The organism is Staphylococcus sp. IVB6181 (genome assembly GCF_025561445.1).
Taxonomy (GTDB): Bacteria; Bacillota; Bacilli; order Staphylococcales; family Staphylococcaceae; genus Staphylococcus; species Staphylococcus simulans_B.
Genome location: NZ_CP095096.1, coordinates 411769 through 430512 on the forward strand (window position 1 = coordinate 411769; position 18744 = coordinate 430512).

At 39.2% G+C, this 18744-nt stretch carries 14 protein-coding genes and 1 pseudogene; 12 read left to right on the forward strand and 3 right to left on the reverse strand.

From position 1 onward, the window contains the following. Positions 1-117 precede the first annotated feature (117 nt). The 6 genes from MUA90_RS01755 to MUA90_RS01775 all read left to right on the forward strand — a co-directional run bounded on the left by MUA90_RS01755 (position 118) and on the right by MUA90_RS01775 (position 7925). On the forward strand, positions 118-1617 hold the full coding sequence (locus MUA90_RS01755; RefSeq protein ID WP_262587939.1) for a glycosyltransferase: 1500 nt from the start codon (positions 118-120) through the stop codon (positions 1615-1617). Positions 1618-1709: 92 nt separating this feature from the next. Beyond that, positions 1710-3875, forward strand: a complete 2166-nt coding sequence (locus MUA90_RS01760) for a bifunctional glycosyltransferase/CDP-glycerol:glycerophosphate glycerophosphotransferase (protein ID WP_262587940.1) — start codon at positions 1710-1712, stop codon at positions 3873-3875. Positions 3876-3959: 84 nt separating this feature from the next. Further along, positions 3960-4247, forward strand: a complete 288-nt coding sequence (locus tag MUA90_RS13935) for a DUF488 domain-containing protein (protein ID WP_316959797.1) — start codon at positions 3960-3962, stop codon at positions 4245-4247. A 65-nt stretch (positions 4248-4312) separates the two neighbouring features. Next, the gene (locus MUA90_RS13940) at positions 4313-4513 is read left to right on the forward strand and encodes a hypothetical protein (RefSeq protein ID WP_316959798.1); all 201 of its coding nucleotides are present in this window, start codon (positions 4313-4315) and stop codon (positions 4511-4513) included. A 140-nt stretch (positions 4514-4653) separates the two neighbouring features. Further along, a complete protein-coding gene (locus MUA90_RS01770) occupies positions 4654-5046 on the forward strand; it encodes a (deoxy)nucleoside triphosphate pyrophosphohydrolase (RefSeq protein WP_262587941.1) in 393 nt (130 codons plus the stop codon). A 5-nt stretch (positions 5047-5051) separates the two neighbouring features. Next, positions 5052-7925, forward strand: a complete 2874-nt coding sequence (locus tag MUA90_RS01775; protein WP_262587942.1) for a DEAD/DEAH box helicase — start codon at positions 5052-5054, stop codon at positions 7923-7925. 108 nt (positions 7926-8033) lie between these two features. Here the strand turns inward: MUA90_RS01775 and MUA90_RS01780 are convergent, their stop codons facing one another. Next, a complete protein-coding gene (locus MUA90_RS01780) occupies positions 8034-8924 on the reverse strand; it encodes a fructose bisphosphate aldolase (protein WP_105994115.1) in 891 nt (296 codons plus the stop codon). A gap of 228 nt (positions 8925-9152) precedes the next feature. On the opposite strand from MUA90_RS01780, the gene MUA90_RS01785 reads away from it, so the two are divergent. Next, a complete protein-coding gene (locus MUA90_RS01785; protein ID WP_262587943.1) occupies positions 9153-9854 on the forward strand; it encodes an MOSC domain-containing protein in 702 nt (233 codons plus the stop codon). 400 nt (positions 9855-10254) lie between these two features. Here MUA90_RS01785 and MUA90_RS01790 read toward each other — a convergent pair whose 3' ends face one another. Both MUA90_RS01790 and fmdA read right to left on the reverse strand, forming a co-directional pair. Continuing rightward, the gene (locus MUA90_RS01790) at positions 10255-10515 is read right to left on the reverse strand and encodes a zinc ribbon domain-containing protein (RefSeq protein WP_105994117.1); all 261 of its coding nucleotides are present in this window, start codon (positions 10513-10515) and stop codon (positions 10255-10257) included. After that, positions 10515-11707 (reverse strand): annotated as a pseudogene (gene fmdA, locus MUA90_RS01795) (formamidase). Before fmdA ends, MUA90_RS01790 begins: the two are co-directional and overlap by 1 nt. Positions 11708-11899: 192 nt before the next feature. Here fmdA and MUA90_RS01800 point away from each other — a divergent pair. The 5 genes from MUA90_RS01800 to MUA90_RS01820 all read left to right on the forward strand — a co-directional run bounded on the left by MUA90_RS01800 (position 11900) and on the right by MUA90_RS01820 (position 18734). Then, positions 11900-12241: a DoxX family protein gene (locus MUA90_RS01800; RefSeq protein ID WP_262588786.1), complete on the forward strand. Its 342-nt coding sequence runs from the start codon at positions 11900-11902 to the stop codon at positions 12239-12241. Positions 12242-12491: 250 nt separating this feature from the next. Then, positions 12492-15107: a bifunctional acetaldehyde-CoA/alcohol dehydrogenase gene (adhE, locus tag MUA90_RS01805; RefSeq protein WP_262587944.1), complete on the forward strand. Its 2616-nt coding sequence runs from the start codon at positions 12492-12494 to the stop codon at positions 15105-15107. Between the two features lie 233 nt (positions 15108-15340). Beyond that, a complete protein-coding gene (locus MUA90_RS01810) occupies positions 15341-16402 on the forward strand; it encodes a MupG family TIM beta-alpha barrel fold protein (RefSeq protein ID WP_262587945.1) in 1062 nt (353 codons plus the stop codon). Next, positions 16392-17276 (forward strand): N-acetylmuramic acid 6-phosphate etherase, encoded by an 885-nt coding sequence (gene murQ / locus MUA90_RS01815; RefSeq protein WP_262587946.1) that lies wholly within the window; start codon positions 16392-16394, stop codon positions 17274-17276. Before MUA90_RS01810 ends, murQ begins: the two co-directional genes overlap by 11 nt. 15 nt (positions 17277-17291) lie before the next feature. After that, entirely contained in the window at positions 17292-18734 is a 1443-nt protein-coding gene (locus tag MUA90_RS01820) for a PTS transporter subunit EIIC (RefSeq protein ID WP_262587947.1), read from the forward strand. Positions 18735-18744: the final 10 nt, after the last annotated feature.

An 18744-nucleotide genomic window follows, 5' to 3' on the forward strand; every position in this document is an offset into this window, starting at 1 on the left:
ATTAAAAGCTGGCCTTTGCAGGCCGGCTTTTTTTGTGTTCGTTTCAAAACTTAATAGCATCATGATATAATTCTTTTTAAAATATCATTGAGTGATCAAGAAAGAGAGAAGGATACTATGCTATATACAATCACTTCAACTTTGCCTCCGGATCATGGCGGCAGGACGAAAGCATTGTTAAAGAGAATTAAGTTTCTCTATGAAGAATTAGGGATTCAACAAACGATCTTAACGACGAATTACAACATAGAATATCCACAAGTATTATCAGAATTCAGAGCACAGGGGACTTTGAATTCAGCAACCGAAGTTATTAATATTTATGACTGGCTGTCTGGCTTTAATTTGTTTAATATTCCAAAAACACGCTTTAAACGTGAATTTAAATATGCTGAACAGCCGGTTCGTTTATCTGGTTATACCTCTAAGGCGAATAAAAAAGGCGACGTTGTGCGTTATTATGATGCAAAGACAGAAACATTTTTAATGTATCGCAAGTATTACCAAGACTCAGATGTAGTGAAGTTTGAAGATATGATGTCGCCAGATACGAAACATAAGCTGATCCGCTATGAATATAATCCGTACGGTTATTTGCATAAAGAAAGCCGCTATGCAGCCGCAAGCAATATAAAAGTTTCAGAAACACTGTATGATTTGGACGGCAATGCTTATTGCCAAAAATTCTTTGAAACCAGCAAGCCGCATCAAGCACATACGATTTTGCTGCTGCATCAAGGGCGTATTACGCATAGTTTCAAATCAGATAAAGCACTCTTTGCTTATTTCTATAATGCGTTATTCAAAGACGGGGATATTGTCTTTAATGACGCGCGTTTGCTTGATCGTCCGCTGCTTGATACACAACATGATATTAAACGTTTAATGGTCTTTCACAGTACGCATTTAACAGAAGAAGGGAACATAAAAGGGTCATTCAAAACAGCACTTCTGAATCCTCAGCACGTCGCTTATTATTTAGTGCTGACAGAGCAGCAGAAAGCAGATATTCTTGCTGAAACTGATGTGCCGAAAAATCAGATTGCAGTTATGCCGCACTTTATCGAAGCGAGTGAACTGAAGGAAGTTGAAAGGAAAGATCAGTTTGTTTATTTAGGGCGTTTCTCTAAAGAAAAACAAATCGACCATATTGTTAAAGCATTTAAAACCTTTAAAGATAACGGTTATTCAACAAAATTGAAGCTTTATGGTGCAGTGCCAGGGGCAGAACGTGATAGAATTGAACAATGCATTAATGACAATCAGCTGGAAACAGAGGTTGAAATCAAAAGTTTCACGTCTGACCCGAATCAAGTCTTTCGCGAATCGCTGGCATCCTTCTTAACAAGTACGTATGAAGGTTTCGGTTTAGCGATGATGGAAAGCATTAATGAAGGGTGTCCGGTGATTGCTTATGATGTCCGTTATGGTCCGAATGAAGTGATTATCGACGGCGAGAACGGGTATTTAATAGAGCCCAATAATATAAAACAATTAGCACAAGCAATGATGCAGGCAGCAGATCAGCCGCTCAAAGCTGTGCACACGCGGGAAAAGTTGACGCCAGAAGCCGCAAAAAATAATTTTGAAGCATTGTTCCAAGCTCTGGTAAAATAGAAAACGTGTGAAAAAAATAATATGCATCACAAAACGTTATGCGTAGAAATGTGACAGAACACATAGATAAAAAGTAAGGAGTTCCTAATACCATGAATGAGTTAACGGTAATTATCACATACTACAACAAAGAAGAGTATATTCAAGCTTGTATCGACAGCTTGAAACACCAACGCAATCAAGATTTTGATATGATTATTGTCAATGATGGTTCTAATGATGGTTCTAAAGCTATTTTAGACGAAGCATTGAAAGACTATGACAAGAACGTTCAAGTTATTGATTTTGACAACAACCAAGGACATGCCCATGCACGTAATGTCGCAATGGAACATGTACAAACACCCTATTTTATGTTCTTAGATGCGGATGATGAATTAGCATCTTATGCGATTCAATATTATCTTAAGCACGTGAACGGCTTAGATGCACTGATTGCGCCGATTAATAACTTTACATTGAATCAGCCGCAATATATTGATCAGAATAAAATCAGATTAGAATATATGAACACGAAAACAAACCCGAATTCATTCTTAAGAAAGAACACTGCATGTAATATTTTATTCAAAACATCGATTGTACGTGCACATCACATTGAATTCGATGAAAGTTTGAAGACATATATTGATAATTCATTTGTTGTGAATTACATCAATTATGCAGAGCGCTTTGTGCGTATTTTAGGTTTCCCATTCTACTTCAGAGGGGAAGTTTATGATCCGTTTGAAACTGAACAGCTGACGCAGCAAAGTTTTGATCAGTTATTCGAAGATTATGCGGATGCCTACCTTCAAACAATAAGCAAAACCAAAAATAAAAAAGTACGCCAATTTATGACTAAGAAATTGTCTTCTCGAATCCGCAAAGGTTTCGACCCTGCGAACAGAGAGAATATAAAGCATTACAAAGCGCATCAAGATACGTTGATTCGTCTTGCGAAAAAATCAAAATGGTCATTGTTAAATGAAGGCGGCACATTATTTAAAATAGAAATGCTTGCTTTGATGCTTAATCAGCCTGACTTTGCCTATTCATTGAATAAATACCGCGGTATGCTGCGCCATGTAAAAAATATTGTACTGAGAAATAAAAACAAAAACCGTTCGATGTATCAGTTAACAGACCAGCAAGAAAATGTGTCTGATCAAACCATTGTATTTGAAACATTCGGCGGTAAGAATTACAGCGATAGTCCAAAATATATTTATGAATATATGCAGAAGTATTATCCGTACTATAACTATGTATGGGTATTGAAAAATCCAGATAAAACTTATGTGCCTGGTAATGCACAAAAAGTTAAAAAAGGTTCAAAAGCATACTATGAAGCGTATTCTAAAGCACGTTATTGGGTCGCAAATGCCAGAACACCATTGTATTTGAATAAAAAAGCGAACCAAACTTATATTCAAACATGGCACGGAACACCTTTAAAACGTTTGGCAAATGATATGAAAGTCGTACGTATGCCGGGTACAACAACACCTGCTTATAAACGTAATTTCAGAGAAGAAACAGAACGTTGGGATTATTTAGTTTCACCGAACCGTTATTCTACTGAAATCTTTGAATCAGCATTCTGGATGGATAGAGAACGTATTCATGAAATCGGCTATCCGCGTAACGATGTCCTCGTGAATCGTCATGATGATAAAGCATATATCGAAGAAATTCGCGAGAAACTTAATATTCCTGAAGGTAAAAAAGTTATTACGTACGCTCCGACATGGCGCGATGATGAATTTATTAAAAAAGGCAAGTATACGTTCCAGCTTAAAATCGATTTAGAGAACCTTTATGAACAGCTTGGCGATGACTATGTCATCTTATTACGTATGCATTATCTGATTGCGAATGCCTTAGACTTAACAGGTTATGAAGACTTTGCGATAGATGTCTCTAACTATGATGATGTTTCAGAAATCTTCTTGATTTCAGATGCCTTGATTACGGATTATTCATCTGTGATGTTCGATTACGGTATCTTAAAACGTCCGCAATTCTTCTTTGCCTATGATATTGAAAAATATGATAAAGGCTTGCGCGGTTTCTATATGGACTATAAAAACGACTTGCCGGGTCCTATCTGTACAGATCCGCATACCTTAGCAGAAAGTTTGAAAGACTTGCCGAAAGTTCAAGCACAATATCAAGATAAAATCGATGCATTCTATAATCGTTTCTGCAGTATTGAAAACGGTCAAGCATCAAAATATATCGGCGAAATGATTCATGAAGGAATTGAGAAAGAATAGTCATCAGCATAAAACTGTCCATTCGGGAAGTTTTTTTGCGTTGATATATCTATTTGAGGCTATAGTAAGTATGAGGTGAAAGTTATGAGCCGCACGAAAACAAAAGTTATCTATACAATCGGGCATTCTAATCATGATGAGGCTGCCTTTTTAGAGATGCTGCAAGCGCATGATATTAAGGTTTTAGCGGATATACGTGCATTTACAAAGAGTCGCAAACATCCGCAATTTAAAGATGACAATATGAAAGCATGGCTGAGCAAAGCAGGCATCGCTTATCAGCAAATCCCGTTATTAGGCGGACGCAGACAGCCGAGTGAAACAGCGGATGGCAGAATGAATCCTTTCATAATTATGCCGATTATACGTTAACAGATGATTTTAAATCTGGTATTCAAGCATTAGAGGAAACTGCACAAAGCAAACCTGTTGCATATATGTGTTCAGAACATCATCCTGCACGCTGTCATCGTCTCATCGTCAGCAACTATTTAGCTGCACATGGCTGGGATGTGTATCATATTATGCAGAATAACAAGGGAGAAATCATCGCAACACCACACAAGCTGGGACAATGGGGCGCAATGCCGATTCTTGAAGATGACGGTGAAGTAGTCTATCCAAAGGAAACAGATTAAAGCACTCGTGTTTAGACAGGTTATGCCTGTCTATTTTTTATGAAAAAATTAAAAAATTGCTGCAATTGTGTGGCAATCTTTTATAAAAAATGAGATCCTGCATATAAGTAATGAAATATTTATGTGAGCGGAGGATACATATGAAAAAGTTAATCAGAGTTGTAGGTGCAGTGATAGAACACCAAGGTAAAATTTTATGTGCACAACGCAGTAAACAAATGAGCTTGCCGTTATTATGGGAATTTCCGGGCGGTAAAATTGAACAAGGCGAAACAGATATTGAAGCGTTAAAACGTGAAATTCAAGAAGAAATGAAATGTGATTTAGAAGTAGGAGAAAAGGTAACTACTACCACACATGAATATGATTTTGCGATTATCGAATTGACAACGTATCGTTGTACTTTGCAGAAAACAATGCCGACATTAACTGAACATAGCCAAATTCAATGGCTGGCACCTGCGGATTTACATCAATTAGAATGGGCGCCAGCAGATATTCCTGCAGTCGACTTGCTTGTTGAACAAGGGTAATGCTTATGGAACATTTAATTGATGATTTGACCCAATCGCTTCATAAAGGGTTTATTGATCGTTCTCTTGTACATCAAGGACATCATGTACCGAAACTGGTACTTAATAATCGAGAAGAGAATGTCCTGGCAACACTGATTGATGAGCTTGAAAAATGTCAGTTGTTTATGATTTCAGTCGCCTTTATTACCCCAAGCGGTCTGCAAAGTCTGAAGTCGCATTTGCTTGATATGGCACAACGCGGAGTTAAAGGTAAGATATTAACGTCCAATTATTTAGGTTTCAACACTCCGAAAGTGTATGAAGAATTGATGAAACTCGATAATGTCGAAGTACGTGTGACAGATGTCTCAGGTTTTCATGCGAAAGGTTATATTTTTGATCATGAGGCTTATTCTACATTAGTCGTAGGAAGTTCGAATCTAACTTCTAATGCTTTGAAGGTCAATTATGAACATAATATTTTATTATCTTCTCATCAAAACGGTGACTTAGTCCATAAAGTGAAAGACCAATTCAATGACTTGTGGGAAGAGAGTACGCCTTTAACAGAAACTTGGATTGACGCATATCGAGACGTCTATCAGCCCCAAATGACCCAACGTTTGTTTGAAGAAAGTCAGAAACAAACGCTGTTAGAAAATAGAATACATGAAGCAGTTAAAATCGAACCGAATCTGATGCAGGTAGAAGCATTGAAAGGGTTAGATGCAATGCGTGCACAAGGAGAAGATAAGGCACTGATTATTTCTGCGACAGGAACAGGTAAGACGATTATGTCTGCGTTAGATGTCCGTGCATTTAAGCCTAAGCGTTTTTTATTTGTTGTGCATAGTGAAACCATCTTAAATGATGCATTGGCAGCGTATCGCAAAGTGTTGGCAGATGAAAATGAAGCGGACTTTGCGAAATTGACAGGGACTGAGAAGCATTTGGATGCGAAGTATTTATTCGCGACAGTTCAAACGATGTCAAAACCTGACATCTATCAACAGTTTGACCCAACAACCTTTGATTACATTGTCTTTGATGAAGCACACCGTTCAGCAGCTGCTACATATCAACGAATTTTCCATTATTTCACACCGAAGTTTATGTTAGGTATGACAGCGACACCTGAACGAAGCGACGATTTAAGTGTCTTTGCGCAATTTAATCATAATGTGGCATATGAAATCAGACTTCAAAAGGCACTAGAAAGTGAAATTTTATGTCCATTCCATTATTTTGGTGTTTCAGATTATATTCAAGACGGCCAAGTTGTGAGTGATAATACGAAAGATTTGAAGCTGTTAGCATCTGAAGACCGAGTGAAATATATTTTAGAGAAAACACATTATTATGGATATTCTGGTGATGAATTAAAAGGCTTAATCTTTGTCAGCCTCAAAAAAGAAGCAAAAGCTTTAGCACAAAAGTTAAATGACAAAGGCATACCGACAGAAGCCTTAACCGGTTCAGATTCGCAAAAACATCGTAATGCAGTGATTCAGCAATTAAGAGATGGAAGCTTGAATTACATTATTACCGTGGATTTGTTTAACGAAGGGATCGATATTCCTGAAATCAACCAAGTCGTGATGTTGCGGAGTACGCAATCGAGTATTATCTTTGTTCAGCAACTCGGACGCGGTCTGCGCAAGAGTGCGAATAAAGATTTTGTGACAGTCATTGATTTCATTGGAAACTATAAAAATAACTATATGATTCCGATAGCACTGTCAGGTGACCATTCCCATAATAAAGATAGTTATCGAAAATTCATTTCAGACTATGCACCATTAAAAGGCGTTTCAACAATTAATTTTGAAGAAGTTGCTCAAAAGAGAATTTTTGATTCGATTCAATCTGCGACTTTAAATAAGAAAGCTATGATTTTACAAGCATTCAATGAAGTGAAAGCACGCATTGGTCGTACGCCAAGTTTAATGGATTTCATTCATCAACATTCGATTGATCCAGAAGTGATTCTTTCGAAGTATGGGAATTATGAACAATTTCTAGTGGAGAAAACAGATATTCCCACAAGAATCCCTGAAAATGCCTCTAAGAATTTGACTTTCATTTCTCAAGAATTAGCGAAAGGTTTGAAGAATACTGATTATATAGCACTAGAGTTGTTGATGAGCCAAGATGAAAGTTTTGAACGTTTAGTTGAAAAGCTTCAACATAGAGATAGTGAAATTGAAGAAGCGGATGTGCGTACCAGTTTGAAGGTATTAGATGAAACTTTCTTCAGCAAGAATATAGATAAAAGATATGGCACACCGATGGTTGAATGGGATAAAAAGACTAATCTTATCGGCCTTACCGAACCGTTTAAAATGAACTTGAAAAATGAAGCCTTTTGTCATCACGTCAATGATTTGATCGAAGTAGCCCAATATAAACATAAGCATGTCTATCAAAATCAAAATGACTTTATCTTGTATGAACGTTATTCGAGAAAAGATTTTGTGAAAGTGATGAACTGGGATAAAGATGAGTCTGCAGTTATTAACGGTTATAAACAAAAACATCATACATTGTCGATTTTCATTACGTATCACAAAAGTGAAGATATCAGCGACAATACAGCGTATGAAGATCAATTCATTAATCAAAATGAGCTGAAATGGTTCACGCGTTCACCAAGAAAGTTAAGTTCTGATGAAGTTCAAAAAGTAATGCGACACCAAGAACTCAATACACCAATGTATCTTTTCGTGAAGAAAGAAGACGGTGAAGGAACAGACTTCTATTATTTAGGTAAAGCTCGCTTTATGCCGGGTACTGAAGCACAAACGAAGATAACGGATGGCAAAGATGTAGTCACAATGCATCTTGCTTTAGATACGCCAGTTCGAGATGATATTTACCGTTATTTAGTTGAAAAATAAATGAACAAAGCCCGAGAGTATGAAATAAGTTTTTATTTTGTACCTTGGGCTTTTAGCATGAAAAAAGCGAACCTCATAAGAGATTCGCTTAAACAGTCTAACTGTTAATTATGCTTTGTTTACAGATGCATCAAAGATAGAATCGATAGCATCTTGTAATTTACTGTTGAATTCTTCGTCTGATTGTTTAACGTTCAAGTCAGTCACTAATGCACGAGAGAAGCTTGCGATTAATCCGTCATTTTGTTTTAAGATTTTGTTTGCTTCTTCACGGCTGTAACCGCCAGATAATGCAACAACGCGTACCACTTGAGGGTGGTCGATAAGTGCTTTGTAAGTGTTGGCTTTAGTAGGAATTGTTAATTTCAACATTACAAATTCGTCTTTGCTTAAGTTATCTAATTCAGCTTTGATAGCTTCAGCTAAGTTCGCTTCGATAGCTTCTTTGTCTTTTGAATGAATGTTGACTTCTGGTTCGATGATAGGTACTAAACCAGCCGCAATGATTTCTTTTGCAACTTCGAATTGTTGTTTAACAACTTTTTCGATACCTTCTTTGTTGTTTTCTAAAATGTTAGAACGCATTTTAGTACCGAAGATATGACGTTCGTTAGCACGTTTCAATAATTTGTCTAAGTCAGGAATAGGTTTCATGACTTGAACGCCTTCGCTTTCTTCAGCTAAACCTTTGTCGACTTTCAAGAATGGAACAATGCCTTTGCTTGCTAAGAAATCACCTGTGTATTGTCCTTCGATTTCACGATCCATTGTTTGTTCGAATAAGATAGCTCCTAAGATTTTGTCTCCGTTGAAAGCAGGTGAAGTGATGATGCGTGTACGCATTTCATGTACAAGGTCAAACATTTCGTCGTCGTTTGAGTATTCATTTTCTTCAACGCCATAAGCTTTAAGCGCTTTAGGAGTACTTCCACCGCTTTGGTCTAATGCTGCGATAAATCCTTTACCATTTTTAATTTTGTCAAATTGTTCTTGGTTCATTTATTGACACTCCTCTTTTTCGCATTATGCTATATCTCTTTCATCTATAGTATGGTAAAAATCAGCCGATTTCGCAAATGCTTCAACTCACATTTGAAAAATAAATCACAAAGATACAAATTATCCTAAAATTTATAACAAAGAAGGACATAATGCGTCTTAGTTATATTCAATCAGAGTGAAATTAAGTTACAATGAGGACAAGGGAAAGTAGAAAGGGTGAAGCAGATGCGTACAATTGAAACTTTGTTTGCAGGCGGTGTTGAAACAGTAGGCCATGCGGATGCTGTGAACAAATTAGAACAACAATGGATGACTGCTGCATTTAAAAAGCCGATGAAAAATCCGGTATTTTTGACTCATACTGGATTAGAAGGCGATGATGTCGGAGATAAGAAACATCATGGCGGGCCTGAAAAAGCCTTGTTTGCTTATAGTGTAATACATTATGAGAAATGGAGAGAAGAATATCCTGATACAACATTCGACGCAGGAACGAATGGAGAAAATGTATCGGTGTCTGATATGGATGAAACAACGGTTTGTATCGGGGACATTTATCGTGTCGGAGAAGCACTCGTACAAGTGTCGCAGCCGCGCAGACCTTGCTGGAAGCCGGGACGCCGCGTCGGCTGGATAGAGTTCGGCAGCCGTATTCAAGAGACAGGACGTACAGGCTGGTATTTCCGTGTCTTAGAAGAAGGACGTATTCAACAAGGCGATACATTTGAATTAGTAGAACGGCCTTGTCCAAAATGGTCGATTGCTGAAATGAATGATGTCTTATATCATCACACGGACAATGTGCCTTTAATGCGTCGTTTAATGGAATGCAAATACACACCAGAATCATGGCAGCACGAATTAAAGCAGCTGATTGAAGGTCAAACTGTGGACCATACACCGAGATTATATGGACCTAACATTTAATTGATAGACAATAAAAGACACATGCGCCAAAAAATGGTCGCATGTGTCTTTCTTTTGCAGGTTAAAACCTGTCCGTATCACCGAAAACGAAGGGGAGACAATAGACGGTGATACGTGTGTGACAGGTTAATGTTGTGATTGGCAGTGATTGGATAGGTTAAAATTATCCAGTGTGGTTGCACGCTAACATCTTCAATTAATCATTGGGCTTTGATCTGTGCAACTTTCTTATGCCATTTTTTTATGGAACATCGAATGCCATTTCATTGAGGAGGGTTATTACTCAACGATAGGACGAATGTACCTGTTTTGTATCAAATATGAGCTTTCTTTTTTGCATAAAATCGGGCTGTGGTATTTTATGCAATGTAATTCGTATCATTGATTTATATGGGTTTTTCTAAATCATCCAAGGACGGTTATTCGGAACACGCCGTTTCTGCTGGGTTGGGAGTTTATCTTTAGAAACAATTCGCGGTTCCTGACCGGCTTCGATTCTCTTTTTTAATTTTGAATCAATCTTTGAAGTATGAAATGGGACAAAGACGCGTTTTGCATCTTGATGGCAGTCAGGGCAAACTGCAAAATCATGGTTATCATTCATAGATTGATTTAAGGTAAATTCTCCGTGATCAGGACATGCATAAGTGTAATTCGGCATTACTCATCAGGCTCCAAACTCGGGACGATATCATCTTTAAAGATTTCACGCGGGATTGCGATGGTACAACATGCGTTCGGAACGTCAACGATACCAGCAACAGTACCTTGAACGGGAGCAGTTCCTAACAACATGTAAGCTTGTTCGCCTGTAAAGCCGCGTGTTTTCAAGAATTCAATAGCATTTAAGCACGCGTTGCGATATGCAGTATTCGCATCGAGATATTGCTGCTTGCCGCTGAATTCATCTACCGAAATACCTTCGAATACAATGTAATCTGTGTAATTCGGCATAACTGGTCCAGGTTTGAAAGCTGGGTTTTGTTTGATTTGATATTTTTCCATGCCGTTTTTAATCACGTTGACACGTAAATCAATCCATCCCGGCATTTCAATTCCGCCGCAGAATGTGATTTCGCCGTCGCCTTGCGAGAAGTGCAGGTCGCCTACAGATAATTTCGCGCCTTCAACGAAGACAGGGAAATATACACGCGAACTTTAGATAAGTTTTTAATATCGCAGTTACCGCCATTTTCTCTTGGTGGGACGGTTCTTGCGCCTTCTTTAGCAACACGGTCGAAATCTTTACCTTCTAACGTACCAAGCACTACAGCATCTTCTTCCGGTAAGTTGGCTAATACCGGTTCTCTGTTCGGATCTGTATCTACCAATGCTTGTTCACGTCGGTTCCATTCATCCAACATTTCTTGTGATGGCGCAACGCCGATTAATCCTGGGTGGATTAACCCGACAAATTCTACGCCGGGTACGTGACGACTTGTCGCATAAATACCGTTGAAATCCCAAATGGACTTTTGAGCATTCGGATAATGGTCGACTAAGAAACTGCCGCCATTCGTTTTATCGAAAATACCGTTAAAGCCCCATTCATGTTCTGGGAATGCACCGATATCTAAAATATCAACGACTAACAAATCGCCAGGTTCTACGCCGTTTACATATACGGGACCGCTTAATACATGTACACGGTTTAAATTGACGTATTTGATGTCGCTCGGGTCGTCATTGTTTGAAACTTGACCATCGGTCCAGTCCAAACACTCCATACGAAATGACTCTCCTGGCTCAACTGAAAATGCAGCCGGAATATCCGGATGCCATCGGTTGTGTCCGGGATGCGCTTGCTGATCCATTTTCTTATTCAAATCCACACTAAATAATTTCTTAGGCATATGCCTACCCCCTTGCCGAAATAATTTGTGACTGAATGATTCTGACTAAAATTACTATTCCCAAAAAGTTACATTTTAAACTAAATATTCAGAATTTTTGTAAAAGTTTTTAATGTTTTGTTAAGAACAGGGTGAATATGAAATAATAAAATCGAAAATAAAAAGAAGAAGGTGACTTCCTTGAGAAAGGTAATGCGTTATGGTTTGGCAGGCTTGTTTGGTTTAGCAGGAATCATGCACTTCGTACGTTTAGAAGGTTTTACACGTATTGTGCCGAAGTATTTGCCTTTACGCAAAACAGCAGTAGTTGTGACAGGCATCATCGAGTTATGGATCAGTGCAGTACTGTTCATCAAACGCCCAAGTCAGAAATTCAAACAAGGCATAAATGCCTTGTTGCTTGCGGTCTTTCCGGCTAACATCTATATGGCACGCAAACAATTGCCGCTAGGGGATATACAGCCGCCTAAATGGGCACTTTATAGTCGTTTGCCGTTACAATTTATTTTAATGGCAATAATCCGCAAACTATAAATCAGGCTTCATCTTGCTTAAGTGCAGGATGAAGTTTTTTTATATTGCAAATTATTTTTAGAATACGCTTACATACGCATGGTTGCTAATCTCGACGGTTTTTCATAAAATGACGCGTTCACAAAAGTGTTGGAAATTGAAAGGAAATAAATAGAATTTCGTTTACTCTTTGAGGAAATTAAGCTATTCTGTTTGCGAAATAATTCACAAATTAAAAACAATCGGATTTGAACTTTGAGGAGGAATCGAAATGACTGAATCAACACAAGCTCAGAATGAAAAACCAGAAACAGAAGTGAACCTGACACAACAAATGATTGATACGCTGGCAGATAACGGTCAGCGTGCGTTGCATCAATTAGCAAAGTTGAATCAAGAACAAATTGATAAGATTGTACATGCGATGGCAATGGCAGCTGTGGATAAACACATGGAAATAGCCAAAGCAGCATACGAAGAAACAGGACGCGGTATCTATGAAGATAAAGCAATCAAGAATCTCTATGCTTCAGAGTACATTTGGGAATCTATCAAATACAACAAGACTATCGGTGTCATCAAAGAAGATGAACAACGCGGTTTAACGTATGTCGCATCGCCGGTAGGTGTAGTGTGCGGTGTAACACCGACGACCAATCCGACTTCTACTACTATTTTCAAAGCGATGATTGCGATTAAAACAGGTAATCCGATTGTATTTGCTTTCCATCCAAGTGCGCAGCAATCTTCAACACTTGCGGCAGAAGTAATTTATGAAGCAGCACTCAAAGCAGGTGCGCCTGAACATGTTATCCAATGGATCACACAACCTTCATTGGAAGCCACTAAATTATTAATGAATCACGATAAAATTGCGTTAGTGCTTGCGACAGGCGGCGCTGCGATGGTGAAATCAGCTTATTCTACAGGTAAACCGGCCTTAGGTGTAGGACCTGGTAATGTACCGGCCTATATTGAAAAGTCAGCGAAAATCAAACGTGCTGTGAATGATGTAATTGTATCTAAGACATTTGATAACGGTATGATTTGTGCATCTGAACAAGGGGTTATCGTAGATAAAGCAATTTATAACGAAGTGAAAAAAGAATTTGAAGCCCATCAATGTTATGTTGTGAAGAAAAATGAATTACCTAAACTCGAAAGCATTGTCATGCGTGAAGATCGCTGTGCAGTCAATGCGAATATTGTAGGAAAACCTGCCGCAGAAATCGCAGCGTCTGTCGGTATTAAAGTACCAGAAGGAACAAAAATGCTGATTGCGGAACTTGAAGGTGTAGGTCCTGATTATCCATTGTCTCGCGAAAAATTATCTCCTGTACTTGCGATGGTAAAAGCAGAGAATCGCGAAGAAGCGTTAGAATTATGCGAGAGTATGTTGAATTTAGGCGGTTTAGGACATACTGCAGTAGTGCATACAGAAGACGAAGCACTTCAAAAAGCTTTCGGTATTCTTATGAATGCATGCCGTGTATTGATTAATTCACCATCAGCTGAAGGCGGTATCGGCGGAATTTATAATGAAATGATTCCATCTTTAACCTTAGGTTGCGGTTCTTATGGACACAACTCTGTTTCTCATAATGTTTCTGCAGTCGATTTGATTAATGTCAAAACAATCGCTAAAAGGAGAAATAATATGCAATGGTTCAAACTGCCATCAAAAATTTACTTTGAGAAAAATTCGCTTTTGTATTTAACACACATGAAAGACATTGAACGTGTCATGATTGTAACGGATGCAGGCATGGTAAATTTAGGTTATGCCAAACGTGTACAAGAAGTGCTTGCGAGCAGAACAGACGTGCCTGATGTACGTATATTCAGCGATGTAGAACCGAACCCTTCTACGAATACAGTATATAAAGGTTTAGAACTGATGATTGAATTCCAGCCAGATGTCATTATCGCAATCGGCGGCGGTTCTGTAATGGATGCCGCTAAAGGCATGTGGGCATTCTTTGAACATCCGGATTTATCATTCTTCGGCGCTAAACAAAAATTCTTAGATATCCGCAAGCGTACGTATAAAATTTTACCGGCACAACGTGCACAAATGGTTTGTATTCCGACAACTTCTGGTACAGGTTCAGAAGTGACACCGTTTGCGGTCATTACTGACAGTGATACACATGTGAAATATCCTTTAGCAGATTATTCATTAACACCGGATATCGCAATTGTAGATTCGCAATTTGTGTTAAGTGTACCGCGTTCAGTGACTGCCGATACAGGTATGGACGTATTAACACATGCGATTGAATCTTATGTTTCTGTGTTAGCCAACGACTATACAAGAGTCTTAAGTCTTCAAGCGATACAAATTGTCTTTAATTATTTGAAAGCTTCCGCAAATGACGGCGATCCTGAAGCACGAGAAAGAATGCATAATGCGTCTACTTTAGCAGGTATGGCCTTTGCGAATGCGTTCTTAGGTGTCAGTCACACTATCGCACATAAAATAGGCGGAGAATATAATATTCCGCATGGACGTACCAATGCGATTTTATTACCGCATGTCATCAGATATAATGCGAAAGATCCGCAAAAACATGCGTTATTCCCTAAATATGATTACTTCAGAGCAGACGAAGATTATGCGGATATCGCACGCTTCTTAGGATTAAAAGGCAAAACAACAGAAGCTTTAGTCGAAGCACTTGCCGATGCAGTTTATGAATTAGGCCAAAGTGTCGGTATTGAAATGAACCTTAAAGCCCAAGGTGTGACACAAGAAGTGTTAGATGCGACAGTAGATCGTATGGCAGAACTTGCATATGAAGATCAATGTACAACAGCGAACCCTAAAGAACCATTAATCAGTGAATTAAAAGATATTATTATCACAGCTTATGATTATCAAAAATAATTAAGACCACACGACTAAAATTCAATGATGTATTTCTAAGCACGCGCCTTTTTAAGAGGGGCGTGCTTTTTATATAATTATTAAGTTTGGAACTTTGTTACAAAATAAAGTTATTTATATGCATATATTGTAATGTTATTTCATATGTGTGATAATGTAAGCGATTTCATAAATGTTTGCTTCTATTTTTGGGGTACATGGATAATGAATGAATCTAAAAAGAGGTGAATCAAATGGAATTAGGTTTTTCTGTATATTTAGGAGAACCCTTTGATGAAGACTATATTGAAACAATGCTAGATCAAGGCTGCCGTTATATTTTTACGTCGCTACAAATCCCTGAAGAAGATGAAAAAGTGTATTTAACACGCTTAGCACAATTGGCACAAATCAATGCGCATCGTGCACGTATTATTGCGGATGTGAATACAGATACATTAGCACGTCTGGATCTTTCTTTAGAAGACCCGCAAGGGATTGAAGATGCAGGTATTGATATTGTGCGTTTGGATGAGGGTGCAGAGCTTGATGTCTTGGCAGAATATGTGGAACAAAAACATGCGGTGATGCTGAATGCGAGTACGGATGCTTTTCGTATTTTAAGAGCGCTGAGCGACCGCGCCATCTCACAAGAGAACATTCTTGTAGCGCATAATTATTATCCGCGACCTGAAACAGGTTTAGACCGTTCTTTTTTTCAGCACATCAATGAACGCTTAAAAGGTGCATTCCCGGAAATTCAAATTATGGCATTTGTGCAAGGAACAAAACTGCGAGGTCCGATTTATCGCGGCTTGCCGACGCTTGAAGCCCATCGCAATATGCATCCTTTAGCCGCTGCAGCGGAACTTGAAAGTGATTTATGCGATATCGCTTGTATCGGTGATAGTCAAATCGATGCCTTTTTAATTAAGCAATTCAATCATTACGTCAAACAACGAAAAGTGTTATTACGTACTGACTTAAATCAAGAGAGTCCCTATTTAGGTACGTATCATAACCGTTTAGATGTTGCGCGTGATGTGGTCAGAGCAGAAGAAGCACGACGTCAATTTAAAGATGAAGTCTTGCCGCAAAATGCCGTAGAGCGTCCGACAGGTACCATTACTTTAGATAATCATCTGTATGGCCGTTATATGAATGAGCTTCAAATTACACGTACAGATTTGCCGGCAGATGCGGCAGTAAATGTCTTAGGGCATATTGAGCCGAAAGATATTGATTGTCTCAACTTAATCGCATCCGGTACAACATTTCAATTAATAGGAAGAGAGGAGGAAGACCATGGACTTTAAGAAAATGACAACAGAACAGCGTAATGAGAAAACAAAAAACTTAGATCAATTAAGCACATCAGAGTTTGTGACCTTGATGAATCAAGAAGATCAGATTGTGGCACAAGCAATTGCACAAGAACAGGATTATATCACGCAGGTGATTGATAACGTGATTGCTTCTTTTAAACGAGGCGGACGTTTGATTTATATGGGTGCAGGTACCAGCGGACGCTTAGGTGTTTTGGATGCGGCGGAGTGTGTACCGACGTTCGGTGTTACGAGAGATGATGTTATCGGTTTGATTGCGGGCGGTTCTAAAGCTATGACTGAAGCGATTGAAGGTGCTGAAGATAATTTAGGGCTGGGTGCACAAGATTTGCAAGAAATCGAATTGACGAAAGATGACATCGTGATTGGGTTAGCCGCAAGCGGCAGAACACCTTATGTTATCGGCGGTTTAGAATACGCACAGTCCGTCGGTGCCAAAACAGCAGCCATCGCATGCAATAAGGATACGAAAATCGGAGCGATAGCTGATGTCGCTATCGAAGTGGAAGTCGGCCCTGAGATTTTAACAGGTTCGACACGCTTGAAATCCGGTACAGCACAAAAGCTGGTCCTGAATATGATATCGACAGGTGCCATGATCGGTATCGGCAAAGTGTATGAAAATTTAATGGTAGATGTTAAACCTACGAATGAAAAATTGAAACAGCGTGCTTTCAATATCATTTCAGAAGTGACAGGTGCCAGCGAAGAACAAGCGAAGCAGCTCTTCTACAGCAGCAGAGGCAATGTTAAAGCTGCGATAGTTATGGGGCTGCATGATATTAAATATGCGGAAGCATTAGATCGATTGAAAAAGGCAGATGGTTTTATCAGAAGGACTTAAGGAGCGTGAAACGCAATGACAAAAGAGAGAAAGATTGCCGAGGAAATATTAAAGCATGTAGGAGGTAAAGAGAACTTAGAACGTGTGATTCACTGTATGACACGTGTCCGTATGAATATTATCGATTATTCAAAGGTCGATATCGAAGGTTTAAAAGCTATTGATGGTGTCATGGGTGTAGTTGAAGATGATACCCTTCAAGTCATTGTCGGACCCGGTACAGTGAATAAAGTGGCTAATGAAATGAGCGAGATGATCAAAACACCATTAGGAGAAGATATTTCGCATCATGCACATCAATCTGACAAAGCGCGCGTAGAAGAAGAAGCGATGCTGTTTAAAACGCAGATGAAAAAGAATCAAAAGCAGTCTAAATGGAAGAAAGTACTGCGTACGATTGCGAATATCTTTGTGCCGTTGATTCCAGCCTTTGTCGGTGCAGGACTTATCGGCGGGATTGCGGCTGTATTGACGAACATGTTATCAGCGGGTGTGATAGAAGGCGCAGTATGGAAACAGCTCACTTTAGTATTTGATATTATCAAGAGCGGTTTGCTTGCGTACTTAGTCATTTATGTCGGTATTAATGCAGCACGAGAATTCGGTGCGACTCCAGGACTAGGCGGTGTTATCGGCGGTACGACGATGCTGACAGGGATGACGCCTGAACAGCCCCTCCATAATATCTTTAACGGCGAAGCATTAGCGCCAGGACAAGGCGGTGTGATTGGTGTTATCTTTGCGGTTTGGCTGCTTGCGATGGTTGAGAAGCGTCTGCATAAAATTATTCCGAATGCGGTGGACATTATTGTCACACCTACCATTACCTTATTGATTATGGGTCTGGTCACAATTTTCTTAATCATGCCGATAGCAGGTGTAGTATCTGAAGGGCTATTAGGCATTATCAAGTGGGTATTAGATATCGGCGGTGCCTTCAGCGGCTTTATTCTCGGTGCGACATTCTTGCCGCTCGTAATGTTCGGCTTGCACCAAGTGCTTACACCGATTCATATTGAAATGATCAACCAAGATCATGCGACTTTCTTATTGCCGGTACTTGCGATGGCAGGTGCAGGACAAGTCGGCGCAGCTTTAGCGTTATGGGTGAAATGCCGTAAGAATAAGAAAATTATCCGCTTATTAAAAGGCGCATTGCCTGCAGGTATTTTGGGCATCGGAGAACCATTGATTTATGGTGTGACTTTACCATTAGGCCGTCCGTTTATTACAGCTTGTATCGGCGGCGGTATCGGAGGTGCAGTGATCGGAGGCATCGGTCATATCGGTGCGGTCGCAATCGGGCCTAGCGGACTATCATTGATTCCGCTGATTTATGATAATATGTATCTCGGTTATATCGCAGGGATTCTTGCAGCGTACGCAGGCGGTTTTGCGGCGACTTATTTCTTCGGGACAACGAAGGAAATGACAACACCACAAGAAATTGATGATTAGGACGTGAAAC

Bases quoted from the DNA above. Each gene is read 5' to 3' on its own strand.
- MUA90_RS01755 (WP_262587939.1), top strand. From the start codon at position 118: ATGCTATATACAATCACTTCAACTTTGCCTCCGGATCATGGCGGCAGG.
- MUA90_RS01760 (WP_262587940.1), top strand. From the start codon at position 1,710: ATGAATGAGTTAACGGTAATTATCACATACTACAACAAAGAAGAGTAT.
- MUA90_RS13935 (WP_316959797.1), top strand. From the start codon at position 3,960: ATGAGCCGCACGAAAACAAAAGTTATCTATACAATCGGGCATTCTAAT.
- MUA90_RS13940 (WP_316959798.1), top strand. From the start codon at position 4,313: ATGTGTTCAGAACATCATCCTGCACGCTGTCATCGTCTCATCGTCAGC.
- MUA90_RS01770 (WP_262587941.1), top strand. From the start codon at position 4,654: ATGAAAAAGTTAATCAGAGTTGTAGGTGCAGTGATAGAACACCAAGGT.
- MUA90_RS01775 (WP_262587942.1), top strand. From the start codon at position 5,052: ATGGAACATTTAATTGATGATTTGACCCAATCGCTTCATAAAGGGTTT.
- MUA90_RS01780 (WP_105994115.1), bottom strand. From the start codon at position 8,924: ATGAACCAAGAACAATTTGACAAAATTAAAAATGGTAAAGGATTTATC.
- MUA90_RS01785 (WP_262587943.1), top strand. From the start codon at position 9,153: ATGCGTACAATTGAAACTTTGTTTGCAGGCGGTGTTGAAACAGTAGGC.
- MUA90_RS01790 (WP_105994117.1), bottom strand. From the start codon at position 10,515: ATGCCGAATTACACTTATGCATGTCCTGATCACGGAGAATTTACCTTA.
- MUA90_RS01800 (WP_262588786.1), top strand. From the start codon at position 11,900: ATGCGTTATGGTTTGGCAGGCTTGTTTGGTTTAGCAGGAATCATGCAC.
- adhE (WP_262587944.1), top strand. From the start codon at position 12,492: ATGACTGAATCAACACAAGCTCAGAATGAAAAACCAGAAACAGAAGTG.
- MUA90_RS01810 (WP_262587945.1), top strand. From the start codon at position 15,341: ATGGAATTAGGTTTTTCTGTATATTTAGGAGAACCCTTTGATGAAGAC.
- murQ (WP_262587946.1), top strand. From the start codon at position 16,392: ATGGACTTTAAGAAAATGACAACAGAACAGCGTAATGAGAAAACAAAA.
- MUA90_RS01820 (WP_262587947.1), top strand. From the start codon at position 17,292: ATGACAAAAGAGAGAAAGATTGCCGAGGAAATATTAAAGCATGTAGGA.